Origin of the sequence: Fodinibius sediminis (assembly GCF_900182555.1) — a bacterium.
Classification (GTDB): Bacteria; Bacteroidota; Rhodothermia; order Balneolales; family Balneolaceae; genus Fodinibius; species Fodinibius sediminis.
The window spans coordinates 261,186-283,268 of record NZ_FXTH01000004.1 but is presented as its reverse complement, the minus strand read 5'-3'; the positions used below and the strand labels follow the sequence as shown (position 1 = coordinate 283,268).

At 50.0% G+C, this 22,083-nt stretch carries 15 protein-coding genes; 13 read left to right on the top strand and 2 right to left on the bottom strand.

Features of this window, described 5'->3' with window-relative positions; translation table 11 throughout:
* Position 1: 1 nt before the first annotated feature.
* Positions 2-1,285 (top strand): twin-arginine translocation signal domain-containing protein, encoded by a 1,284-nt coding sequence (locus FN808_RS06445; protein ID WP_142713732.1) that lies wholly within the window; start codon positions 2-4, stop codon positions 1,283-1,285.
* Between the two features lie 93 nt (positions 1,286-1,378).
* Here the strand turns inward: FN808_RS06445 and FN808_RS06440 are convergent, their stop codons facing one another.
* Together FN808_RS06440 and FN808_RS06435 are read right to left on the bottom strand one after the other, a co-directional pair.
* On the bottom strand, positions 1,379-2,290 hold the full coding sequence (locus FN808_RS06440; RefSeq protein ID WP_185958279.1) for a DMT family transporter: 912 nt from the start codon (positions 2,288-2,290) through the stop codon (positions 1,379-1,381).
* Positions 2,291-2,419: 129 nt separating this feature from the next.
* Positions 2,420-3,157, bottom strand: a complete 738-nt coding sequence (locus FN808_RS06435; RefSeq protein WP_142713731.1) for a carbohydrate-binding family 9-like protein — start codon at positions 3,155-3,157, stop codon at positions 2,420-2,422.
* Between the two features lie 392 nt (positions 3,158-3,549).
* Here FN808_RS06435 and FN808_RS06430 point away from each other — a divergent pair, with 392 nt between their 5' ends.
* The 12 genes from FN808_RS06430 to FN808_RS06375 all read left to right on the top strand — a co-directional run bounded on the left by FN808_RS06430 (position 3,550) and on the right by FN808_RS06375 (position 21,970).
* The gene (locus tag FN808_RS06430) at positions 3,550-5,103 is read left to right on the top strand and encodes an arylsulfatase (RefSeq protein ID WP_142713730.1); all 1,554 of its coding nucleotides are present in this window, start codon (positions 3,550-3,552) and stop codon (positions 5,101-5,103) included.
* Between the two features lie 216 nt (positions 5,104-5,319).
* Complete coding sequence (locus FN808_RS06425) at positions 5,320-6,732, top strand: Gfo/Idh/MocA family protein (protein ID WP_142713729.1); 1,413 nt, start codon at positions 5,320-5,322, stop codon at positions 6,730-6,732.
* A 68-nt stretch (positions 6,733-6,800) separates the two neighbouring features.
* Complete coding sequence (locus tag FN808_RS06420; protein WP_142713728.1) at positions 6,801-8,231, top strand: Gfo/Idh/MocA family protein; 1,431 nt, start codon at positions 6,801-6,803, stop codon at positions 8,229-8,231.
* Between the two features lie 180 nt (positions 8,232-8,411).
* Entirely contained in the window at positions 8,412-9,782 is a 1,371-nt protein-coding gene (locus tag FN808_RS06415; RefSeq protein WP_142713727.1) for a Gfo/Idh/MocA family protein, read from the top strand.
* 63 nt (positions 9,783-9,845) lie between these two features.
* Positions 9,846-11,015, top strand: coding sequence for an amidohydrolase family protein (locus FN808_RS06410; RefSeq protein WP_142713726.1), 1,170 nt, complete (start codon positions 9,846-9,848; stop codon positions 11,013-11,015).
* A 79-nt stretch (positions 11,016-11,094) separates the two neighbouring features.
* Positions 11,095-12,729, top strand: coding sequence for a sulfatase family protein (locus FN808_RS06405; protein ID WP_221929942.1), 1,635 nt, complete (start codon positions 11,095-11,097; stop codon positions 12,727-12,729).
* A gap of 57 nt (positions 12,730-12,786) precedes the next feature.
* Positions 12,787-15,738 (top strand): DUF5107 domain-containing protein, encoded by a 2,952-nt coding sequence (locus tag FN808_RS06400; protein WP_185958278.1) that lies wholly within the window; start codon positions 12,787-12,789, stop codon positions 15,736-15,738.
* Between the two features lie 378 nt (positions 15,739-16,116).
* Entirely contained in the window at positions 16,117-16,890 is a 774-nt protein-coding gene (locus FN808_RS06395) for a GntR family transcriptional regulator (RefSeq protein ID WP_142713724.1), read from the top strand.
* Between the two features lie 81 nt (positions 16,891-16,971).
* On the top strand, positions 16,972-18,465 hold the full coding sequence (glpK, locus tag FN808_RS06390; RefSeq protein WP_142713723.1) for a glycerol kinase GlpK: 1,494 nt from the start codon (positions 16,972-16,974) through the stop codon (positions 18,463-18,465).
* Between the two features lie 24 nt (positions 18,466-18,489).
* Entirely contained in the window at positions 18,490-20,049 is a 1,560-nt protein-coding gene (locus tag FN808_RS06385; RefSeq protein WP_142713722.1) for a glycerol-3-phosphate dehydrogenase/oxidase, read from the top strand.
* Positions 20,050-20,286: 237 nt separating this feature from the next.
* Positions 20,287-21,057 carry an MIP/aquaporin family protein gene (locus FN808_RS06380; protein WP_142713721.1) on the top strand — a complete coding sequence of 257 codons (771 nt, stop codon included), beginning with the start codon at positions 20,287-20,289 and terminating at the stop codon, positions 21,055-21,057.
* Positions 21,058-21,097: 40 nt separating this feature from the next.
* Positions 21,098-21,970 carry a glycerophosphodiester phosphodiesterase family protein gene (locus tag FN808_RS06375; protein WP_185958277.1) on the top strand — a complete coding sequence of 291 codons (873 nt, stop codon included), beginning with the start codon at positions 21,098-21,100 and terminating at the stop codon, positions 21,968-21,970.
* Positions 21,971-22,083: the final 113 nt, after the last annotated feature.

Sequence of the window (22,083 nt, the reverse complement as noted above, 5' to 3'; positions counted from 1 at the left end):
GATGAAGAATAATCGCAGAGATTTTTTGAAAAAAACAGGATTGGCCGGCCTGGGTATTGCCGGCAGTGGACTCTTGAACGGGCTGGGATCGGCACCGTCAAGCAGCAGTACGTCTGCAGCAGACGGTGCAACGACCGAGACAGAGGGGATAAGCATCATTGGGGCGTATGGCCCGTGGGCGGCCTCGCTTATCGAAGGTGATTTGCCTGAATATTCGTTCCGGCGCGATCAATGGAATGACCTTGCAGGCTGGCGGAAAGAAGCCAGGGAACGCTATATCGAACGATTGGGTATGCCAGATCTTGGGAATGTTCCCGAAGTGACGGTTGAAAAACAGTATAGCTATGATGGTTTGATGATCGAGGAGCTGAGCTGGCAGCTTCCCTATGGACCTCCCACCGGGGCGATCGTCCTCAAACCCCGGGGAGCTGATGGCCCCCTGCCGGGCATCCTCGGATTTCACGATCACGGGGGGAATAAATATTTCGGCAAGCGAAAAATAACCCGCACCGCTGATAACCGTCATCCATTGATTGAGAATCACCATCAGGAATATTATGAGGGCATGGCCTGGGCCAACGAGATTGCCAAAAGAGGCTACGTAGTACTGGTATCGGATGCTTTTCCGTTTGCCAGTCGAAGGGTTCTGCTGTCGGATGTTCCAGAACACCTGCGCGGCGGACTGGATGACCAGAATCCGGAAAATCCGGAGAACATCAGGGACTATAACGATTGGGCGGGGCGCCATGAACATATTATGGCCAAGTCCCTGTTCAGTGCAGGCACTACCTGGCCGGCCCTCTTTCTGGCAGAAGATCATATGGCGCTGGATATCCTGTGCGGCCGTGATGACGTTGACGAATCCCGGGTGGGCTGCGGCGGCTTATCCGGCGGAGGCATGCGAACGGTTTTTATGGGCGGGATGGACCCGCGTATTCAATGTGCGGTCTGTGTCGGATTCATGACAACCTGGAAAGATCTTGTCGTCGCTAAATCATACACCCATACCTGGATGACTTATGTTCCCCTGCTTCCCAATGAATTGGCTTTCCCGGAGATTCTGGGATTGCGGGTGCCTTCTGCGACGATGGTTTTGAATAACGAAGAGGATGCTTTGTTTACCCTTTCTGAGATGGAGAGAGCCGATGACATTATGGGGGAGGTCTACCAAAAAGCTGGTGCTGCAGATCACTATCAGTGTTCCTTTCATCCGGGCCCGCATAAATTTGACAGGGCCATGCAGGCCGAGGCTTTTGACTGGTTTGACCGGTGGCTGAAGCCGTGAAGCTCGTGCTGTCCCGGATTACTGCGGCCAAAGATGTTGCAGGCCAACCGGAAGCAGCAGGATAATTGGGGCCTACACCGGCAATAGAAGAGGCTAACTTTCTTCGGCGATATTCTCTGTTTCTTCTTCGATGCCCAGCAGGAAGGCGGCGACAACGGCCAGTAACATCCCGAGTATAATAATGAAGTGGGGAATCACGGCGTAGAGCAGCAGGGAAAGGACAATCGTTATGACCGGGGCCACTGCATTGGTCATAGGCGATACGATAATAGCTTTGCCGTACCTGAAGGCGTATACCAGAGACAGAGCCCCGATTGCGTTCAAAATCTGAATGAATGCCGCCGAGTACATTCCGGAAAAGCCCCAGTTGATCTGCTGGTTAAAATCAGTCATTCCAATGGCAATGGGAGCCAGCGCCAGTCCGGTGACCGTCATATAAAAGAAGATGCTTTCCGCCTGCATGGTTTCATTAGCAAACCGCAGAATGTAGGCCTGGATGCCCCACGCCAGGAATACGAGCAGGGATAACAGAATCCATAAATAGCCGCCTGTAGCCCCATTTCCCGGCTCCTGGTAAGACAGAAGAGGGATGGCAAGCAGTGCCAGCCCGATACCGACCCAGCCTTTGGAGGTTGTTTTCTCATTGAGCAAAAATGTTGCCAGTATGATGGTAACTACAGGGGAGAGAGAGATGAAGGGGAAGACCAGGTACGCCGGTCCTATTTTTAATGTTTCAAAAAGAATAAGTTGTCCACCTGCCCCGAGAAGCCCGGCCAGGCTGCCATAGAGCACTGATTTAAAATTATATTCCACCTTCCAGTTGATTTGGTACAGCGCAAAGATGCAAGGAGGAATCATGGTAAAAGCCCATACCGTGTATCCCAGCGTAGCGGGAAATCCATTCTTCTCCGGTATTTCAATCATCGCTCCCCAAATACCCCAGAATATTGTTGTTAACAGAGCGTATCCTAACCATCGATTGGATTTACTAAAGCTGAAAGCCATAAACTATTGATTTGTATTCATAATATGGTTGCATGATAAATGAAAGAAAATGAAATCCCAATGATTATCTTTCTTTTCATTCAGGCTTTTTATTGGCTATCGTTGAGGATGAGCCTGTCAAAAGTGGTCTTACTCGAAACGGAGGGTTCCAAATTTTTGGAACTGGTGAAAGGTTTTTTCGACAGCTTGCCATGCATAGGTAGTAGTTTCCTTATCATAATCGACACGGTAGAAGTTGGCTCGCCACTCGGTCCCGGATTTTGGAGATATATTATTGAGCGGTCTCAGAAGTTTAAAGGGGATGAAAAATTCAGCGGTCCACTGCGTGATGGATGCACCGCTCGTTTTCGGACCTCCCTCGACTGAAGTTTGGTGACGGGTCTGTCTGTCGCTCTCATACATATATGGTCGCCAGCGGGAAAGGTCCCTGCTGCCTTCGGTTGAATGATTCGAAATCAGAAGAGGCAGCTCATAATTCAGCGGTGAAAGCTCATACTCAAAATAGGTGGGTTCCTGGGTATCCGGCCACAAAAAAACTTCAACCACATCTTCTTTCCACAGATTCATGAAATCGGCATCCATAGTGGCGCTCAATGTCTGATCCTCACATTCAAAAAGAAAATATAGTCCCGTATCGGAATAGAGTATCTTCATCCTGGTTGCCATTGATGATTCCCCGGTCGCCTGGTTCCGTTGCGGGATGGTCACCCATTCAGTCTCAGACCAGGCTGCTGCCGATCCCTTCCCGTCAACAGTAAAGTTATCAGCTTTTTTTACGGTAAGCGGGTCGTCCGGCTGCCCAGAATGGGATGGAATACTTATTATGGTGGAAAATGCAAGCAGGAGAATAATGACGTTGCTGATCATAGCGGGTATATAAGTCAGGTTAGTAGCAATATCTTTACTTCGTCTGATCTGTACAAGTTGCTGCGAAACGCTGAATGCAGGGATCCGACAATTTTTGAAGGAAAAATAATTGCTTCAGTCGTTTATACAAAACAAAACGAAACTTTAATTAAAAAAGAAAAAAGAAAAAAGAATAATATTACTTGATAGTTTCGTATTTAATTTGAATAATTGAAAAAAGAAAGGGGTATCCAGCTAAGTAAATGACTGAAAACAGGCGGGTTGTTAAAGCAGCTCTAGGTTTGGGAATGAAGGGCCGAGGTCTGAATGCCTGGCTGAGGGAATCCTTTTCGACAGCATATAAAATATAGCTCAATATCCTGGAAAACAGGCAACTGATGCTTATGAACCATATGAAAATTATTTTTCCGTTGATTGCTGTATTTTTGATCAGCCCCCAACCGTCTGTTGCCCAGCCGGATACCGATCGGCCTAATATCATTTACATTTTAGCTGATGACCTGGGATATGGTGATTTGGGAGCCTATGGACAGGATAAGATTGAGACTCCCAATATCGATGCTCTTGCCGAAAATGGCATGAAGTTTACTCAGCATTACTCCGGCGCTCCGGTCTGTGCCCCGGCGCGCTACATGCTGATGACTGGCACACATCCGGGACATGCCTATATCCGATCCAACGAGGAGTGGGGAGAGCGGGGAGATATTTGGAATTATGAAAAAATGGCTGCCAACCCTGCATTGGAGGGGCAGCGCCCCATACCCGACTCAACGGTGACGATAGCAGAAGTGCTGCAGGAGGAAGGATATAGGACGGGGGCCATCGGGAAATGGGGCCTGGGAGCGCCTTTTACGGTCGGCGTGCCCAACAATCAGGGTTTTGATTTTTTCTTTGGCTATAACGGCCAGCGTCAGGCTCACACTTATTACCCGGTCTACCTGTGGAGAAATGAAAGGCGCATTGCTTTGAATAATGAATTGGTTGCTCCCCACCAGCCGCTGCCGGCTGGAGCAGACCCCTATGATCCGGAAAGCTATGCCAAGTTTCATGATCAGCCCGACTACTCGGCTGAGCTGATGGGAGAGGAAGCACTTCGTTTTATCGAATCCAACAGTAGTAATCCGTTTTTCCTCTACTATGCTACCACCATTCCCCATGTTTCGCTGCAGGCTCCGCAGCGTTGGATCGATTATTACCATGAAAAGTTTGGGGAGGAAGAACCGTATGTATCGGATGGTGACGGCGGTGGGGTGCGGTATGTGCCCACGCGATACCCAAAAGCAACTTATGCTGCGATGATTTCGTACCTGGATGAACAGGTGGGGATGATCGTAGACAAGCTCAAAAAGCTGAACTTATACCGAAACACACTGATTATTTTTACCAGTGATAATGGCCCGGTGCACGGTCTCGGGGTTGATCCGGAATATTTTGGAAGTGCCTCTCCTTTGAATAACGCTTCTGGACGGCTAAAGGGACATGTGTACGAGGGCGGAATCCGTGTGCCCATGATTGCTACCTGGGAAGACCGTATCGAAGCGGGCAGCCAGACTGATCATATCTCTGCTTTCTGGGATGTGATGCCCACACTGAGCGAAGTGGCTGGAGCTGAGCATCCGGACAACATTGATGGCATCAGTTTTCTGCCAACGCTGGAAGGCAACGAGGAGAATCAGGAGAAACACGAGTTTCTCTACTGGGAGTTTCCTTCGTACGGAGGACAGCAGGCGGTTCGCATGGGCAAATGGAAGGGCATCAGAAATAACATTAAATCAGAACAGAACCTGGAGATAGAACTTTACAACCTGGAAGAAGACATCCGGGAAGAAAATGACGTTGCCAGTGAGCACCCGGAAGTGGTGAATCGCATACGGACGATAATGGAAAATGAGCATACGATACCCCGGCTTCGGTCATTCAGGATGGAAGCACTGGGCGATAAGTGATGTTGCGCTGAAAAATAGAATTCATAAGTGGGTTCCCCGGCGGCAGAAGTGAAGACGAAGAGGAGCCCATCAAATACTCGCATCTGATGCGGCTTTGCTGTATTGCTGTTGATTCTGATCAACGGGAAAAAATGTATAATTAAAATATGCCTTGGAATATAAAAGAAAGGGCAGAAAACTGAGACGAAACGAACAAAATAAGCTAGGTGAATAATTATGAGTAATAGCTTCGGACGTAAAGAATTTTTAAAATTTCTTGGGCTGGCCGGTTTTACGGGCACGGGAATTTTTTCAAACATCGCCAATGGCCTGCAGGGCCACCCTCCCTACAAAAAAACACATTCCCAGCGATTCAATATGCACGGTTATGCCGCCCCGAAGCTGGAAACCGTACGGATTGGGATTATCGGTGTTGGTAACAGGGGGTCGGGAGCTGTCAGAAGACTTTCCCGCATTGAAGGGGTCGATATCAAGGCTATCTGTGATTTGGAGGAGGAGCGGGTGAATGCCGCCATTCAATCGATTGAAGAAACATCGCACAACCCGGAAGCATACTTCGGTGGTGAGGAAGAGTGGAAAAAAGTATGTAACCGTGAGGATATAGACCTGATCTATATCTGCACTCCCTGGGACTGGCACACGCCCATGGCGGTCTATGCAATGAAGCACGAAAAGCATGCGGCGACCGAGATTCCGGCGGCCCAGACGCTGGATCAGTGCTGGGAGCTGGTTGAGACGTCAGAGAATACCCGTCAACACTGTATGATGCTCGAAAATGCCTGTTACGATTTTTTTGAGATGATGACCCTGAACATGGTACGGGATGGTTTTTTTGGAGAAATTATACACGGCGAGGGAGCCTATATTCATCAGCTGATTAACCACAACTTCTCCAAAGATAATTATAGCAACATGTGGCGGCTGAAGGAGAATTTGAACAGGGATGGAAATCTCTATCCCATGCATGGCCTGGGACCTATTGCACAGGCGATGAACATCAATTGCGGTGACCAGATGGAGTACATGGTCTCCATGTCAAGTGATGATTTTATGATGCGCAAAAAAGCCAATGAGCTGGCTGAAGAGGATGAATTCTGGGAACAGTACGCCGACTGGGACTACCGCGGCAATATCAATACCAGTACCATCCGCACCCGTAAGGGACGGACGATTATGCTGCAGCATGATGTGACTTCGCCCCGTCCCTATTCACGAATTCATGTGCTGAGCGGTACCGAAGGAATTGCCCGCAAATGGCCGCTGCCCGCCCGGATAGCAAAAGGTCACGAGGGCTGGATATCTGATGAAGAGTTCGCGGAGCTGGAAGAAGAATATACGCCGGAAATCACCAAAAGGGTCGGTAGGATGGCCCAGCAGGTAGGCGGCCACGGGGGCATGGATACTCTGATGGACTGGCGGCTCATTGATTGTCTCCGTAACGGCTATCCGTTGGATATGACAGTCTATGACGCTGCCCTGTGGAGTTCCATCATCCCGTTGAGTGAACGGTCGGTTGCCAATAAATCAGAGACGCTTGATGTACCTGATTTTACCGGTGGGGCCTGGAAGACCAATGAGCCCAGAATGGATATCGAACTTGAACAGAGTGGCTCGACACAGATATTGTAGGATAATGGAACAGCCGTGACAGGTAAGGGATGCGGTGACGGCGGGTTCACTAACTTAAAAAAAGAAAAATGAATAACAGCAGGAGATCTTTTTTAAAGAAGATAGGCCTTGCCGGGCTGAGCATTCCCGGCCTGGGTTTCTTTGGAGGAGGCGATGCAGCCCAAGACGAAGAACCCTATCAGCTCACCCGGCCGCAGCGCTTTAATATGCACGGTTATGCCGCCCCGAAGCTGGATACGGTGAAGGTTGGAATTATCGGTCTCGGGAACCGGGGTTCAGGTACGGTATTGCGGCTGGCAAGCATTGAGGGCGTGGAGATCCGGGCGCTCTGCGACCTGATTCCCGAACGCGTGGAGTCGGCCAGGAAATCACTGGAGGGGACCTCACACGACCCGGATGGCTATTCGGGAAGTGAAACGGAATGGGAGAAGGTATGCCGGCGTGATGACCTGGACTTGATTTCGGTGGTTACTCCCTGGAAATGGCATACGCCTATGGCAGTGTGCGCCATGGAAAATGGAAAACACGTCTATACTGAACTTCCTGCTGCCCAGACAATAGAGGACGCATGGAAACTGGTTGATACGTCTGAACGCACGCGCAGGCACTGCTTCCAGATTTCAGGCTCTTGTCACCGGTCGATGCAGGCCGTTATGCTGAATATGGCCCGAAAGGGCTTCTTTGGCGACCTCGTTCACGGTGAGGGGGCCTACATCCACCACCTGCTCGAAAACTACATGTTCAACAAAGGTAAGTACCAGGGCGACTGGCGTCTCAAAGAAAACCTGAACCGGAGCGGAAACCTGTATCCCCAGCATGGGCTGGGACCCATTGCACAGATGATGGATCTCAATTACGGCGACCAGATGGACTACCTTGTTTCGATGTCCAGCAACGATTTTATGATGCAGGACTGGGCCAGGGAAGCGGCCCAGACCGATGACTATTATGAGCAGTTTACCGACTGGAACTATCGGGGAAATATGAATACCACCATCATAAAGACGAAAAAGGGACGTACGATCATGCTTCAGCACGATGTTTCTTCGATGCGGCCCTATTCGAATATACATTTGATCAGCGGGACCAAAGGGGCGATGCGGAGACATCCGAGCCCGGTGCGTATTGCCACAGGTCACGATGACTGGCTTTCCCGGGAAGAAACAGAAGCACTTGTGGAGGAATACACCCCGGAGATGATAAAAAGATTCAACCGTATGCTAAGTCAATCTGAGGCGGGTAACTATGATCATTCTTATTACAATGTGGATGTGCGCGACTGGCGCTACATTGACTGTCTGCGGAACGGGCTGCCGATAGAGATGGACGTATACGATGCCGCTTTATGGACGTCCATTATCCCGCTGAGCGAATGGTCGGTGGCCAACGGCTCCAAACCTGTGAAGGTGCCTGATTTTACCGGCGGAGCTTGGAAATCCAACAAACGGGGAATGGATATAGAACTTGAAAACGGTGGGGGGAATACCCGTCTGATATGACATCTAATTAATGAACCGATCCGTGGCGGGCACTGAAATTTCCGGAAATGAGCGGCCAGGCCATCAGGCTGTACCGGTGCCTGCGAACGTAGTGAACCGAATCACTACAGCGGGATATACAGTGGCAGCCGTCACTATGGATGATAATTTCTAATTTTATGAAGGAATACATTACTTCTTATGAATATAGACAACAAGATAAGTCGAAAGGATTTCGTAAAAAAAGCCTCCGTTACGGGGATCGGTCTCTCTGTAGCCCCCTTTTCCATTCTAAAGGCAAAAGATGAGCACAAGGTGCGTATCGGATTTATAGGAGTTGGACTTCGGGGGACAAGCCATGTAAGGGGACTGGCAGAACATCCTGATGTCGAGATACCGGCTATTTGTGATAAACAGGAAATTAATGCCGAAACCGCCCGGAAAGTAGTCACCGATGCCGGCTTGGAAGCTCCCGAACTCTATACCCGCGGGGAAACGGACTATCTCAGAATGCTGGAGCGGGATGATCTGGATGGAGTTATTATCGCCACCCCGTGGCTCTGGCATGTTCCCATGGCCGTAGCAGCAATGGAGGCCGGCAAGTATGTAGGGCTGGAAGTGCCTGCAGCTACAACTATAGACGGATGCTGGGATTTGGTCAAGACATCGGAGAGGACTGGAATGCCATGTATGATGCTGGAAAATGCCTGTTACTCACGGGATGTACTGGCCATACTAAACATGGTTAGACAGGGGGTCTTCGGGGAAATGGTGCATGCCCGATGTGCTTATAACCACAATCTGCTTGCAGAAACCGTGTTGCTGAACGAGCAGGGCAACTTTGGCCCGGGCACGGGAAATTATAATGATGGAAAAGGAGGCGAATCCAACTGGCGAACCCAGCATCATGTCAGCCGGAATGGAGATATCTATCCCACCCATGGTATTGGACCCGTAGCCCACTGGATGGACATTAACAGGGGCAATCGTTTCCATACCATTACCTCAACGGCAACAAAATCCCGACGGCTTCATGATGAAATCATCGAGCGGGGAGGGCATGATGCTCCCAAAGCGGGGGTGGAATTTAAGCAGGGAGATATGGTGACATCAACCATTACCACGGCCAATGGGGAATCCATTATTGTCACCTTCAGTACCACGCTGCCTCAGGTACATGACGGGGACTACCGGTGTCAGGGTACGAAGGGAGTCTGGCAGGTCGGCAATAATTCCATATATATTGACGGGGTCAGTCCCGGACAGGACCAGTGGGAGTCGTTTGACAAGTATCAAAAAGAGTATGACTCTGCTCTCTGGCAAAAAGAAGCTGCCAATGCGGAAGGAGCCTCTCACGGGGGCATAGATTATTTTGTGCGGAAGGCTTTTGTCGAGACTGTTAAACAGCAGACGGCTCCCCCTATTGATGTGTATGATGCCGCCGCATGGAGTGCCATCAGTCCCTTGTCTGAAGAGTCGGTGGCTATGGGAGGCCATCCGGTTGAATTTCCTGATTTTACAGATGGCAAATGGATGACCAATGAACGAATTTTCAATCCGGAATCTGCTTAGGGGAATCCGGATGCTGTGATGACATATAAACCTACAACGCTAACCACCTAATAAATTGATGAAATGAATTTAGATATCAGGAAGAGCCTTTACGGGGTATCGCTGGCTGGGATTATATTCGCACTGGCTTTGGCCGGCTGCAGCAAAGTGGCTCCTGGCTCAGGTACATCCGAAGGTAGCGAGGCGTTGAGCGAGCGGCTGCTTCTCAAGGACTGGATGCCGGAGCCTGTACATAAGGCCGGCAATTCACAAATACCAAAAGCGAAGTATCCGGTTATTGATCTGCATGCCCATGCCTATGCCAAGACGGAGGAGGAGGTCGACCGGCGTGTTGAGATCATGGATGAGGCCGGTATCGAAAAATCACTGATCCTTACGAAAGCAACAGGTGAGGAGTTTGTGGAAATCCGGGATCTGTACGGTAAATACCCCGACCGTTTTGAGGTATATTGCGGCATTGACTATGCGGGCTATGATCAGGAAGGGTGGAGCCAGAAAGCCGTTGAACAGTTGCGAATGGATGTGGAAGCCGGTTGTAAGGGCTTGGGCGAATTACACGACAAAGGTGCGGGTATGGGAGGGGCCCCGGGGCCGGGCATGCATCCCAACGACCCGCGGATGGATCCGATTTTCGAGGAAGCAGCTAAATTGAATCTGCCCGTAAACCTGCATGTGGCGGAACCGATCTGGATGTATGAACCGATGGATTCTACCAATGACGGGCTGATGCGAGCCTATACATGGCAGGTCAAAAACCAGGATGAGATTGTTGGCCATGACGGGATGATTGACCTTCTGGATAAGACCCTGGAACGACATCCGAATACCACCTTTGTGGCTGCCCACCTGGCGAACACCAGCAATGATTTTTCGCTGCTGGCGGATTTGCTGGATAAGCACCCCAATCTGTATGCAGATATCGCTGCTCGGTTTGCTGAATTTTCGACCATCCCGCGTACCACGGCCGATTTCTTTGAAGAATACCAGGATCGCATTGTATATGGTACTGATTATGGATTTGAAACATTCCCCGATGATCCCGACAAGCCCTACGGTAACAACACCACGACCCTCGAAATGTTCAGAATGACATTCCGGGTGCTGGAAAGCCGGGATGAGCATTTCTATATGACCGATCTTGTTGGTTACCGGTGGCCAATGTATGGGCTGGACCTGAGTGATGAAGTTCTGAAAAAGATATATCGGGAGAATGCATTGAAAATAATAGAATGAGCAGGGCCGGCGGGAGACAATGGAGACAAGGGCCCGTGATAAAAATGACTGGGCTTCCTGTTGTAAAAAGTTTCGAAATATGAACCGTATTGAAATGACGTCATCTTTCTGGAGAAACCAGGTTTTCACCGGTTTCTTAATGCTGGGGGTTTTGCTGTTGTCGCACCAACTGTTGTCAGCCCAAAAACCGCCGTCACAGCCGAATATTCTGTTTGCTATTGCCGATGATGCCTCCTACCCCCACATGGGAGCCTATGGCTCGGACTGGATTCAAACCCCTGCTTTTGACCGGGTGGCAGAACAGGGACTGCTGTTTACGAGGGCCTATGTTCCCAATCCAAAGTGTGCGCCCTCCCGGTCCATCATCCTTACCGGGCGAAATTCTTGGCAGCTGGAAGAGGCGGCCAATCACTGGCCTTCCTTTCCCCAAAAGTTTAAGGTCTATACTGAAGCGCTGGCCGAAGCGGGCTATTTTGTGGGAAGTACCGGCAAGGGCTGGGCCCCCGGTATTGCAGTAAATAAAGATGGGGCCCCCCGCCACTTGGCCGGAACCCCTTTTAACAGGCACCAGATGGAGCCCGCCACCAGCGGAATGTCGAGTACTGACTATGCTGAAAATTTCCGGACGTTTCTGAAAGAACGGCCGGATGATGCCCCCTTTTCTTTCTGGTACGGCGGGTTTGAGCCGCACCGGGGCTATGAGTGGAAGTCGGGTCTTGAGAAAGGGGGAAAGGCATTGGAGGAGATCGGGGAAGTGCCGGCTTTTTTCCAGGATAATGATACCATTCGAACGGATTTGCTCGACTATGCTTTTGAGATCGAGCATTTTGACCGTCAGCTGGGACTGATGCTATCGATGCTGGAAGAGCAGGGCGAGCTGCGAAATACGCTGGTCGTCGTCACGGCAGATAATGGGATGCCCTTTCCCCGCATCAAGGGTCAGACCTATGAATATTCCGCACACATGCCGCTGGCAATCATGTGGCCCGCGGGCATTGTACGGCCCGGACGGGTAATTGACGATGTTGTCAGTTTTGCTGATTTTGCTCCTACCTTTATCGAGTTGGCCGGTAGAAGCTGGAAGGAGACGGGCATGTCGCCTGCTGTGGGACAAAGCTTGACTGATATCTTCTATTCGGAACGGGGGGGGCAAGTTACGGCCGAACGGGATTATGTTCTGCTTGGCAAGGAGCGGCACGATGTAGGCCGACCCTATGACTGGGGCTATCCCGTACGCGGCATCATCCGGGGAGACTTTCTGTACCTGCGTAATTTTAAACCGGAACGCTGGCCCGCGGGGAACCCTGAAACCGGCTACCTGAATACAGACGGGAGTCCAACCAAAACATATATTCTGGATCACCGGACCCGTCGGGGGGAGTATCATTACTGGTCATGGAATTTCGGCAAACGGCCCGGTGAAGAACTCTATAACATTACGGATGATCCCTACTGCCTGAACAACCTTGCTGGCGACCCCGGATATCGACAGAAGAAAAGAGAACTGAAAGAGGATCTGTACACAAAACTAAAGCAGCAAAACGACCCGAGAATGATTGGACGGGGGTATGTCTTTGACAGTTATCCCTATATGAATGATGCCAATTCCAACTTTTATCACCGGTATAGGAACGGTGAGCTAACCAAAAGCGATGCGGGCTGGGTCAATGCCAGTGATTTTGAAGAAACCCCGCTGCCCGTACAGCGGCAGTAGCAAATGGCGGTATAAACACCAATTGATTCACAAAAAATAATAGAAAGGATAATGTGCATGAATAAAAAAATGAAGAATCGCAATTTCACGGCCGGCCTGTGTTTCCTGTTATTTGTGTTATTTGCACTCCCGGCCCGGGGACAGCAAGCGGCGACGATTAAGGAATTTAAAAAGGAGATGACGACCTATCCCTTTTCAGATCCCAATCCCATACCCGTTTTTGGAAAAATATATCCCTATTTCCGGTACGACGGCTTTACGGACCAGGCACAGAAGAAAGAATGGACGATTGTAGAACTGGAGAACCCCTATATCAGGGTTCAGCTAACCCCGGAGATTGGCGGAAAAGTCTGGTCGGCCTACGACAAGGTCAATCAGAAGCCTTTTTTCTATGAAAATGATGTGGTCAAGTTCCGGGACATTGCGATGCGGGGACCGTGGACGAGCGGGGGACTGGAAGCAAATTTTGGTATTATCGGTCATACACCGACGGTGGCTACGCCGGTTAACTATTATACTGCGGAAAACAAGGATGGCAGCGTAAGCTGCTACATCAGTAGCCTGGACCTTCTGACTCGAACAAAATGGGTGGTCGAAGTACGTCTACCCAAGGACCGGGCTTATTTTGAGACGCGGGTCTTTTGGTATAATCCGAGCTCGGTGGAAAAACCCTATTACAGCTGGATGAATTTGGCGGTCAAGGCCCGGGAGGATCTGCACTTCATCGATCCAGGGACCCATTACATCGGACACAACGGGGAGGCTCATCCCTGGCCGGAACATCCCGAGCGCCAGCGGGATCTCTCGCTCTACCGAAACAATAATTTTGGTGGATCCAAATCATATCATATCCTGGGGAAATATGCGCGCTATTTTGGGGCTTTTTATGAGGATGACAACTACGGGATGATTCATACAGCCGACCGGGACGACAAGCTCGGAAAAAAGGTATTCCTTTGGGCCTTGTCGGACGCGGGTAAGATATGGGAGTCTCTGCTGACCGACAATGCCGGTCAGTATACCGAAATCCAAAGTGGCCGACTGTTTAACCAGAATGTTTTCAGCAGCAGTTCAACGCCTTTTAAACAGCTTGGGTTTGCCCCGGGCCAGACCGATTACTGGCAGGAGTACTGGTTTCCTTTCCAGAATACCGGGGGCGTAAGTCATGCCGACCGATACAGCGTGCTTTCGGCAACCATGAAGGGCAGGCAGCTATCCATGGAGCTGATGGCGGTCTCTCCCCTGAAAGATTCACTCTACCTGTATGATACGAAGGGCTCGGTTCTTCACAAGCAGGCGATCGACCTAAAACCGATGGAGAACATGAGTTACCAGCTGGATCTGGAGGCGGGAGATAGCCTTGGTAAAATTGTGGTCGGAAAAACACATTTTATTCCTGACTGGGAAGCAGATAAATCGCTCGAGCGGCCGGTGGAATCTCCGCAAGAATATAACGCCGGTAACGCCTACGGCCAGTATCTGCTGGGAAGGGACGCTTATCGTTTCAGACAGTACGACCGTGCCGAAAAGCACATAACACGTGCGCTTGACTCCGATCCTTTTCTGGTACCGGCGAGGGTTGAACTGGCAAAGTTATATTACCGCAAAATGGAGTATGATAAGGCTTTTGAAGAAGCCAGGTCCGCACTGCGCATTGATACCTACAACCCGGCCGCAAATTATTATTATGGATTGGCGGCCGATAAGCTGGGCCGTCCCTTTGATGCTGCAGACGGGTGGGAAGTTGCTGCACAGACGCCCTCGTACCGCGCGGCTGCCTGGCAGGCCCTGGCGATCAGATATGTCAAGCAGGGGCAGTGGACAGAAGCCCAGGATTATATTTCTAAAAGTCTTTCAGCCAATCCCAAGAACATAGAGACCCTGCAGATTCAGTATCTGCTGAACAGGATAGGCAATGCAGAGACAGATAATGAATCGATAGCACAGAGAATTACCGCGCTGGACCCGCTGAACCATTTCATCCGTTTCGAGAAATATTTCCAAACCAAACAGCAGGAGGATCTACAGGCATTTAAAAAATATATTCGCAATGAGCTGCCCGCGCAAACCTACTTGGAGCTGGCACTCTGGTATCACCGGCTCGGGCGAACAGCTGAAAGCAGGGAAGTGCTGGAGGCCGCTCCGGTGGATAATTTAATTCATTACTGGATGGCCTACCTGCACCGCGGGACGGAAGACTTTGATCAGTTGCTGGCAGAGGCCGAGCAGGGATCAGCCGAGATGGTTTTCCCTTTTCGCAGTGAATCCGCGACTATGCTGCAGTGGATGATGGATCATACTGATGACTGGAAACCGAGGTACTATATGGCGCTCCTGCAGGCTTCCAGGGGAAATGATCAAAAGTCGGAAACCCTGTTATCTTCTTTGAGCAATGATATTTCTTTTGCTCCCCTATATGCCGTCCGGTCGAGGTATCAGGCGTCGCCGGATGAAAGGATCGCTGATTTGAAAAGAGCGATCAAGGAGGATGAAGCCTCCTGGCGTTACAAGCAGCAGCTGGCTGCAGTACTGAAGAATGAGGGGGCGTTCGATGAAGCCCTGAATGTTCTCGAACCCTACTACTCCGAGCATCCCGAAAATTATATGGTGGGAATGGACTATGTGCAACTGCTGCTGGTAACCGGGCAGATTAAAAAGTCGGAGAAGGTCATGGCATCTATTCATATCCTCCCTTATGAGGGGGCTTCAGAAGGACGCAGACTGTACCGTGCGACCAAGCTGCTGCTTGCTATCGAACTACTTGAGGCCGGAGATGAACAAGAGGCTCTGCAGAAGCTTGCAGATGCCCGGAAATGGCCCTACAACCTGGGGGTGGGCAAACCCTTTCCGGATATGATTGACGAGGAGTGGGAAAACCAGCTGGAGAAATACGCACGACAGCAGAGTGGGGGGCAAAACGTTTCGCAGTCGCAACTGGAAGAAATACGCCAGGCGATAATGGCCCGGTATTTGACGATCAATGGAGGGGGGACGCCTTTTTCAGAGTAGATTTTCACCCAGCATGATTGTCATGGGTTGTAGCATTGTGGTATTACCGGGACTGTTACCCCGCCCTATGCCTTTCCCCTTGGTCATACGGGGGCTGGTTGCAGTTTCCGGTGCGAGCCCCCGTGTGAATGGGGGCTTTTTTTCTATTTGCCAATCAAAGGGCAATGACTGCCGGCCGCAAATGGTCCCCCTTTTGGAAGCTGAATTTGTAACTTCTTGGAAGTTTCCAAATATGTACATTACATTATCGCTAATATATTAAATATAATTCATTTAGTGATTGGGCGTACTGAAGTCGAGCACGCTAATTTGAACGGTTGGCAGCCCGGGTATGCCTGTGATCATGTAGCTCATGGTGTTAACTCACAAACCGATTTAATGAAAGAGCCCATACCGAAGTACTACCAGATCTATAAGAAACTGTTGAAACAGATAAGAAGCGGAAAGTTTAATGAATTTGACCGATTCTACAGTGATACAGAGCTTGTAGAAAAATATGAGGTCAGCCGCGGTACCATCCGGGAGGCCGTCAAGTTGTTGATACAGCAGGGGTATATTGTACGGGAGCAGGGAAAGGGGACATTTGTGACAAGTCCGACTATTGAACAGGCTTCGGACAAGCTGATGGGTTTTACCGAACTGATGCTGGAGCATGATATTGAACCTTCGGCCAAGGTGATCGAAAAAGAGATTATTGAGCCCTCCCTTGAACTCAAAAGACTGATGAAGCTTGAGGACGATACCAGGCTGGTGCGAATCGTTCGGATTCGGTATGGCAACGAGCAGCCTCTTATCATAGAGCAGTCTTATTTTGTACTGGCGCTTTTTGAACCCATTTATGATATGGATCTGGAATCGAATTCCATTTATGAATTGCTCTATAAACACACGGATACGCGCCTCGGCGAGGCCAGGCAGCGGATTACAGCCATTAATGCCGGGGAGAAAGAGACAAATCTACTGGGAGGGGAACTCAATGACGCGCTTTTGCTTATGAAAAGATTGATCAAGACGAGGACGGGCGTATATTTCCAGTATTCAGAGGATGTATATCGAAGTGATAGGATCCATTTTGCAACCACGACGAAACCCTATGATAATGATCACGGCAATCATGGGTTGCCGTTGGAACTTGAAGCCCAGGATTGGTAGGAACAATAAATTATTTGCTTAATAAGCAGAGTTTCTCTAAGCTCGTATAGACAACTATACAAAAATAAGATAAGGGATATTATGGCAGAAAAATATATTTTGGCGGTGGATCAGGGCACCACGAGCTCACGTGCAATCATTTTTGATAAGCGGGGAAGCGTACAGTCAATAGCTCAAAAAGAATTTAAACAGATCTATCCGAAAGCCGGCTGGGTGGAACATGATGGGTCAAAGATTTGGTCAACGCAGTCATCGGTTGTCGCCGAAGCCATTTCTGAAGCAGGGCTGCACGCTGAAGATATTGCCGCCATCGGGATCACCAATCAGCGCGAAACGACGGTGATATGGGATCGGAAAACGGGAAAGCCTGTCTATAATGCCATTGTCTGGCAGGATCGACGTACTTCCGAATTTTGTGATCAGCTGAAAGAGAAAGAAGGACTGGTTGAGAAAATTCGGGAAAAGACAGGGTTGATTATCGATGCCTATTTTTCTGCCACCAAGATCAAATGGATTCTGGACAACGTAGAGGGCGTGCGACAGCGGGCCCGGGCCGGGGAGCTTGCTTTCGGTACCATCGATTCCTGGTTGATTTGGAATTTTACGCGGGGAGAAACACACGTCACCGATGCCACCAATGCCTCCCGAACCATGCTCTATAATATCCATGAGGGGAAGTGGGATCGGGAGATCCTGGATCTGCTGGACATCCCGGAAAGTCTGCTTCCCAAAGTTAAATCATCGAGCGAGGTTTATGGCAAGACAAGGAATTTAGCCGTGGATATACCCATAGCGGGTATAGCGGGTGATCAGCAGGCCGCCCTCTTTGGCCAGCGATGTATTGATCCGGGGATGGTCAAAAATACCTACGGTACGGGTTGTTTCATGGTGATGAACACCGGTGAGAAGCCGATAACCTCCAAGAACAACCTGCTTACGACCATAGCATGGGAGATTGACGGCAAGGTTGAGTATGCACTGGAAGGAAGTATTTTCATAGCAGGAGCGGTGGTACAGTGGTTGCGTGATGAACTCGGCATCATCCGCCATGCGTCTGAAGTGGAAAAGCTGGCTGGTTCTGTCAAGGATAACAACGGGGTTTATCTTGTGCCCGCTTTTTCCGGCCTCGGAGCTCCGCACTGGAACCAGCATGCCCGCGGTACCATGGTAGGGCTGACGAGGGGAGCCAATGCCGGTCATATTGCCCGGGCCGCCCTCGAGAGTATTGCCTACCAGACCACGGATGTGATAGCCTCGATGGAAGCCGATTCGGGCATAGAAATCAAGGAGCTGCGGGTAGATGGAGGGGCAACAGCCAATGATCTGCTTATGCAATTTCAATCGGATTTACTTCGGGTTCCCGTCATACGTCCCAAAATCCTGGAAACGACCGCTCTGGGGGCTGCCTACCTGGCGGGACTGGCTGTCGGTTACTGGAAGGACCACGAAGAGATTAACAGTCAGTGGCAGGAAGATAAAACCTTTACTCCTCAGAAATCTGAAGCGGAAGTCGATGAGCTGCGCAACGGATGGAACCGGGCCCTGGAAACAGCCATCTACTGGTCGGAGAAGTAGATCCAAAAATCTAGGGAGCAGATCATGAAACGTGTACAAATGGTCCAGCGGGTCAGGGAAGAGGCCGGATTATGGGATATCATCATTGTTGGAGGAGGCGCCACCGGGCTGGGAACGGCTGTCGATGCGGCCTCCCGGGGTTATAAAACTCTTCTACTGGAGATGGACGATTTTGCCAAAGGTACGTCCAGCCGATCCACCAAGCTGGTACACGGTGGGGTGCGTTATCTGGAGCAGGGTGACGTACCACTGGTGTTGGAGGCACTTAAAGAACGGGGACGGCTGATACAAAACGCCCCTCACCTGGTGCACAATCAATCCTTTATAGTACCCTATTACAACTGGTGGCGGGGAGCCTATTACTGGCTTGGCTTGAGAATATATGATATCCTCTCTGGTAAACTTGGCTTTGGTCCCTCGAACCGCTTGTCTGCCCGAACCACGTTGGAAAAAGCAGCGACGCTCCGGACCGAGGGACTACGGGGTAGCATCAGGTATCATGATGGGCAGTTTGATGATTCAAGGCTTGCCGTAAATCTTGCCAGAACAAGTGCAGAACATGGCGGCGTACCTATTAATTATATGAAAGTTACTGGATTATTGAGTACCTCTCGAAAAGTCAGCGGAGTGACCGCCCGGGATATGCTCAGTGGAGAGGAATTTGAGATCGAAGGGCGAACCGTTATCAATGCAACAGGGGTATTTACCGACACTATTCTACAGATGGATCGGTCGGATTCAAGGCCTGTTATCAAAGCCAGCCAGGGAGTGCATATTGTGCTTGACAAGCATTTTCTACCGGGAGAAACGGCTGTTATGATCCCCAAAACAACAGATGATCGCATTTTATTTGCCCTGCCATGGTATGGCAGGGTGATGGTTGGTACGACCGACACCCCGGTGAATGATATTACGGATGAACCTGAAGCTATGGAGGAGGAGATTGATTTTATCCTCAGGCATGCCTCCGAATACTTGTCGAAGAAGGTTTCGCGGTCAGATATAAGGAGTGTCTTTGCTGGACTGCGTCCCCTTGTTAAAACCGGGGGCAAAGAAAATACCTCGGAAATTTCGCGTGACCACTGTCTTATGGTATCATCCTCGGGGTTGGTTACCATTGCCGGGGGCAAATGGACAACCTATCGCAAGATGGCAGAGGATGTAGTGGACCGGGCCGCTGTCGTGGGGGGGCTGGATGACAAGGTATGCGTGACGAAAACACTTAGGATTCATGGATGGGATAAGGATATCGCCAAGGAAGATCCCCTGTCTCATTACGGCAGTGACAGGTCAAAAATAAAAGAGTTAGTCAGAAAGAATCCGAAATTGGGCGAACCGCTTCACGACCGGTTTCCTTATATCAAAGCTGAAGTGGTATGGGCTACCCGGAATGAGATGGCCATGACGGTGGAGGATTTTAGTGCACGACGCATCCGGGCGCTGTTTCTGGATGCAAAAGCGAGTGTTGAGATGGCCCCGGAGGTGGCCCGGCTGATGGCTGAAGAGGCAGGCCATGATGAACGCTGGATTGCAAATCAGATTGATGACTACAAAAAACTTGCGAAATCGTATCAGATATCATAAATAAGGCGGGAGCAACGGGATTATGTGAAGGCTTTGCCTTACTTTTTTACTTATTGTTTTTAAAACGGTCTTTACAAGCCGCCGGGCAACGGTTTTTACGATCCTATGAAACATTCTCTGGTTGCCTGGCTCATATCCTCTCCGTCAGACTGCAGAATCAGCGGTCGCAGGGAGAGGTCGGGTAAAGGCCTGTTCTTTCGTAAAAGTAACCATTAATAAATTTTGTGGGGAAAATTGATGTCACCTTTTATTGCAGAAATTATTGGTACCGCAATACTTATTCTACTTGGCAATGGGGTCGTTGCCAATGTATTGTTAAATAAAACGAATGGTAAGGACGGCGGATGGATCGTGATAACGTGGGGGTGGGGCATTGCCGTTTTCGTAGCCGTTTTTACCATGGGACAATTTAGTGGAGCCCATATTAATCCAGCCGTAACAGTGGGTCTGGCCATGGCTGGATTGTTTGAATGGTCTCTTGTGCCCGCTTATATTGTGGCCCAGATTATTGGAGGAGTCCTGGGAGCCTTCCTGGTCTGGCTGTCCTACAAAGACCACTTCCATGAAACCAGGGATGAGAGCCTTATCCTGGCGTGCCATAGTACGATTCCCAATATTAGAAATTATCCTGCAAATTTTATGACAGAAACCATAGGCACCTTGCTGTTGGTGTTCGGGGTTTTATACTTGGCCTCGCCGGGTTTTATAGGCGCCAATGGAGAGCTGCTGGAAACAATAGTGATCGACGGAAATGAAGTGGGTTTTGGTCTGGGAGCACTTTCCGCCCTTCCCGTAGGCCTGCTGGTGCTGGGGATCGGTTTATCCCTGGGAGGTCCTACGGGCTATGCCATCAATCCGGCCCGTGACCTTGGGCCGCGCATTGCCCATGCTCTTTTACCTATCTCCAACAAGGGGAGCAGCGACTGGGCGTATTCCTGGGTTCCCGTGGCAGCACCAATAGCAGGCGGGTTTTTGGCCGCGGGTTTGTATCTCCTTCTGTCTTCATGATTCGCAATCTGAAATGAACATGACTAATTGTACAATCGATATGCTGACTACAAACGCAAATGATTTTTTTTTAACGGCCGTTATTCTGTTTCTGATTTCCAGTCTTTTTGTTTTCCATGGCTGTGGCATGGAAAAGCCCGATCCACCGAATGCTGCAGATGCGCAAATCGAGATTGTTGCCCATCGGGGCGACTCGTATGCAAAGCCTGAAAATACCATGGCTTCGGTACAGTCGGCCTGGGAAAAGGATGCCGATGCGGTGGAGGTTGATGTTTATTTGTCTGCTGATAACCGGGTTGTGGCCATTCACGACAAGACAACAAAACGTACAGGCGACAAGGATCTGCCGGTAAAGAAAACGGACTCTGAGAAACTGCGAACCGTGGATGTGGGAAGTTTCAAAGGGGAGAAATTTGCAGGAGAACAAATTCCATTTCTGGAGGAAGTTGTAGCCTCGGTGCCGCCGAAGAAACGGTTGTTTATTGAGGTAAAGGATTCAGCCCGCGCTATTTCCCATATCAAAGAAGTAATAGAGCAGAGTGGCAAGAAAGATCAAATGGTTGTCATAAGTTTTGGTCTGGAGGTTGTAAAAGCCAGTAAAGAGCAGATGCCCGATGTGCCCGCTTACTGGTTGCGTTCTGCACCCCGCGATGCCGATACAGGCGAGTACCAGGCGATCAGCACGAATCTCCTGGATCAGGTGCGCAAGCATAACCTGGATGGTCTTGATGTTCACTACCAGGGGGTGACTCCGGAACTTGTTGAAGCCAGCCACCAGGCAGGATTTAAAATTTTTGTTTGGACGGTCAATGATTCGGCCGATATAACCGCAATGGCTGAACAGGGCGTAGATGGCATTACGACCGATCGAGTTATCCGCGCCCGTCAGGCCCTGGGAAAAACCGCTCGATAGATTTTACCTGAGCTGATAAATCGATCCATTTACAGGAGGTTGCAAGGAAGAACAGTATGGGTTGTGCTCACAAAAAGACGTTTGATCATAATTAGCAATCGACTCTTCATTAT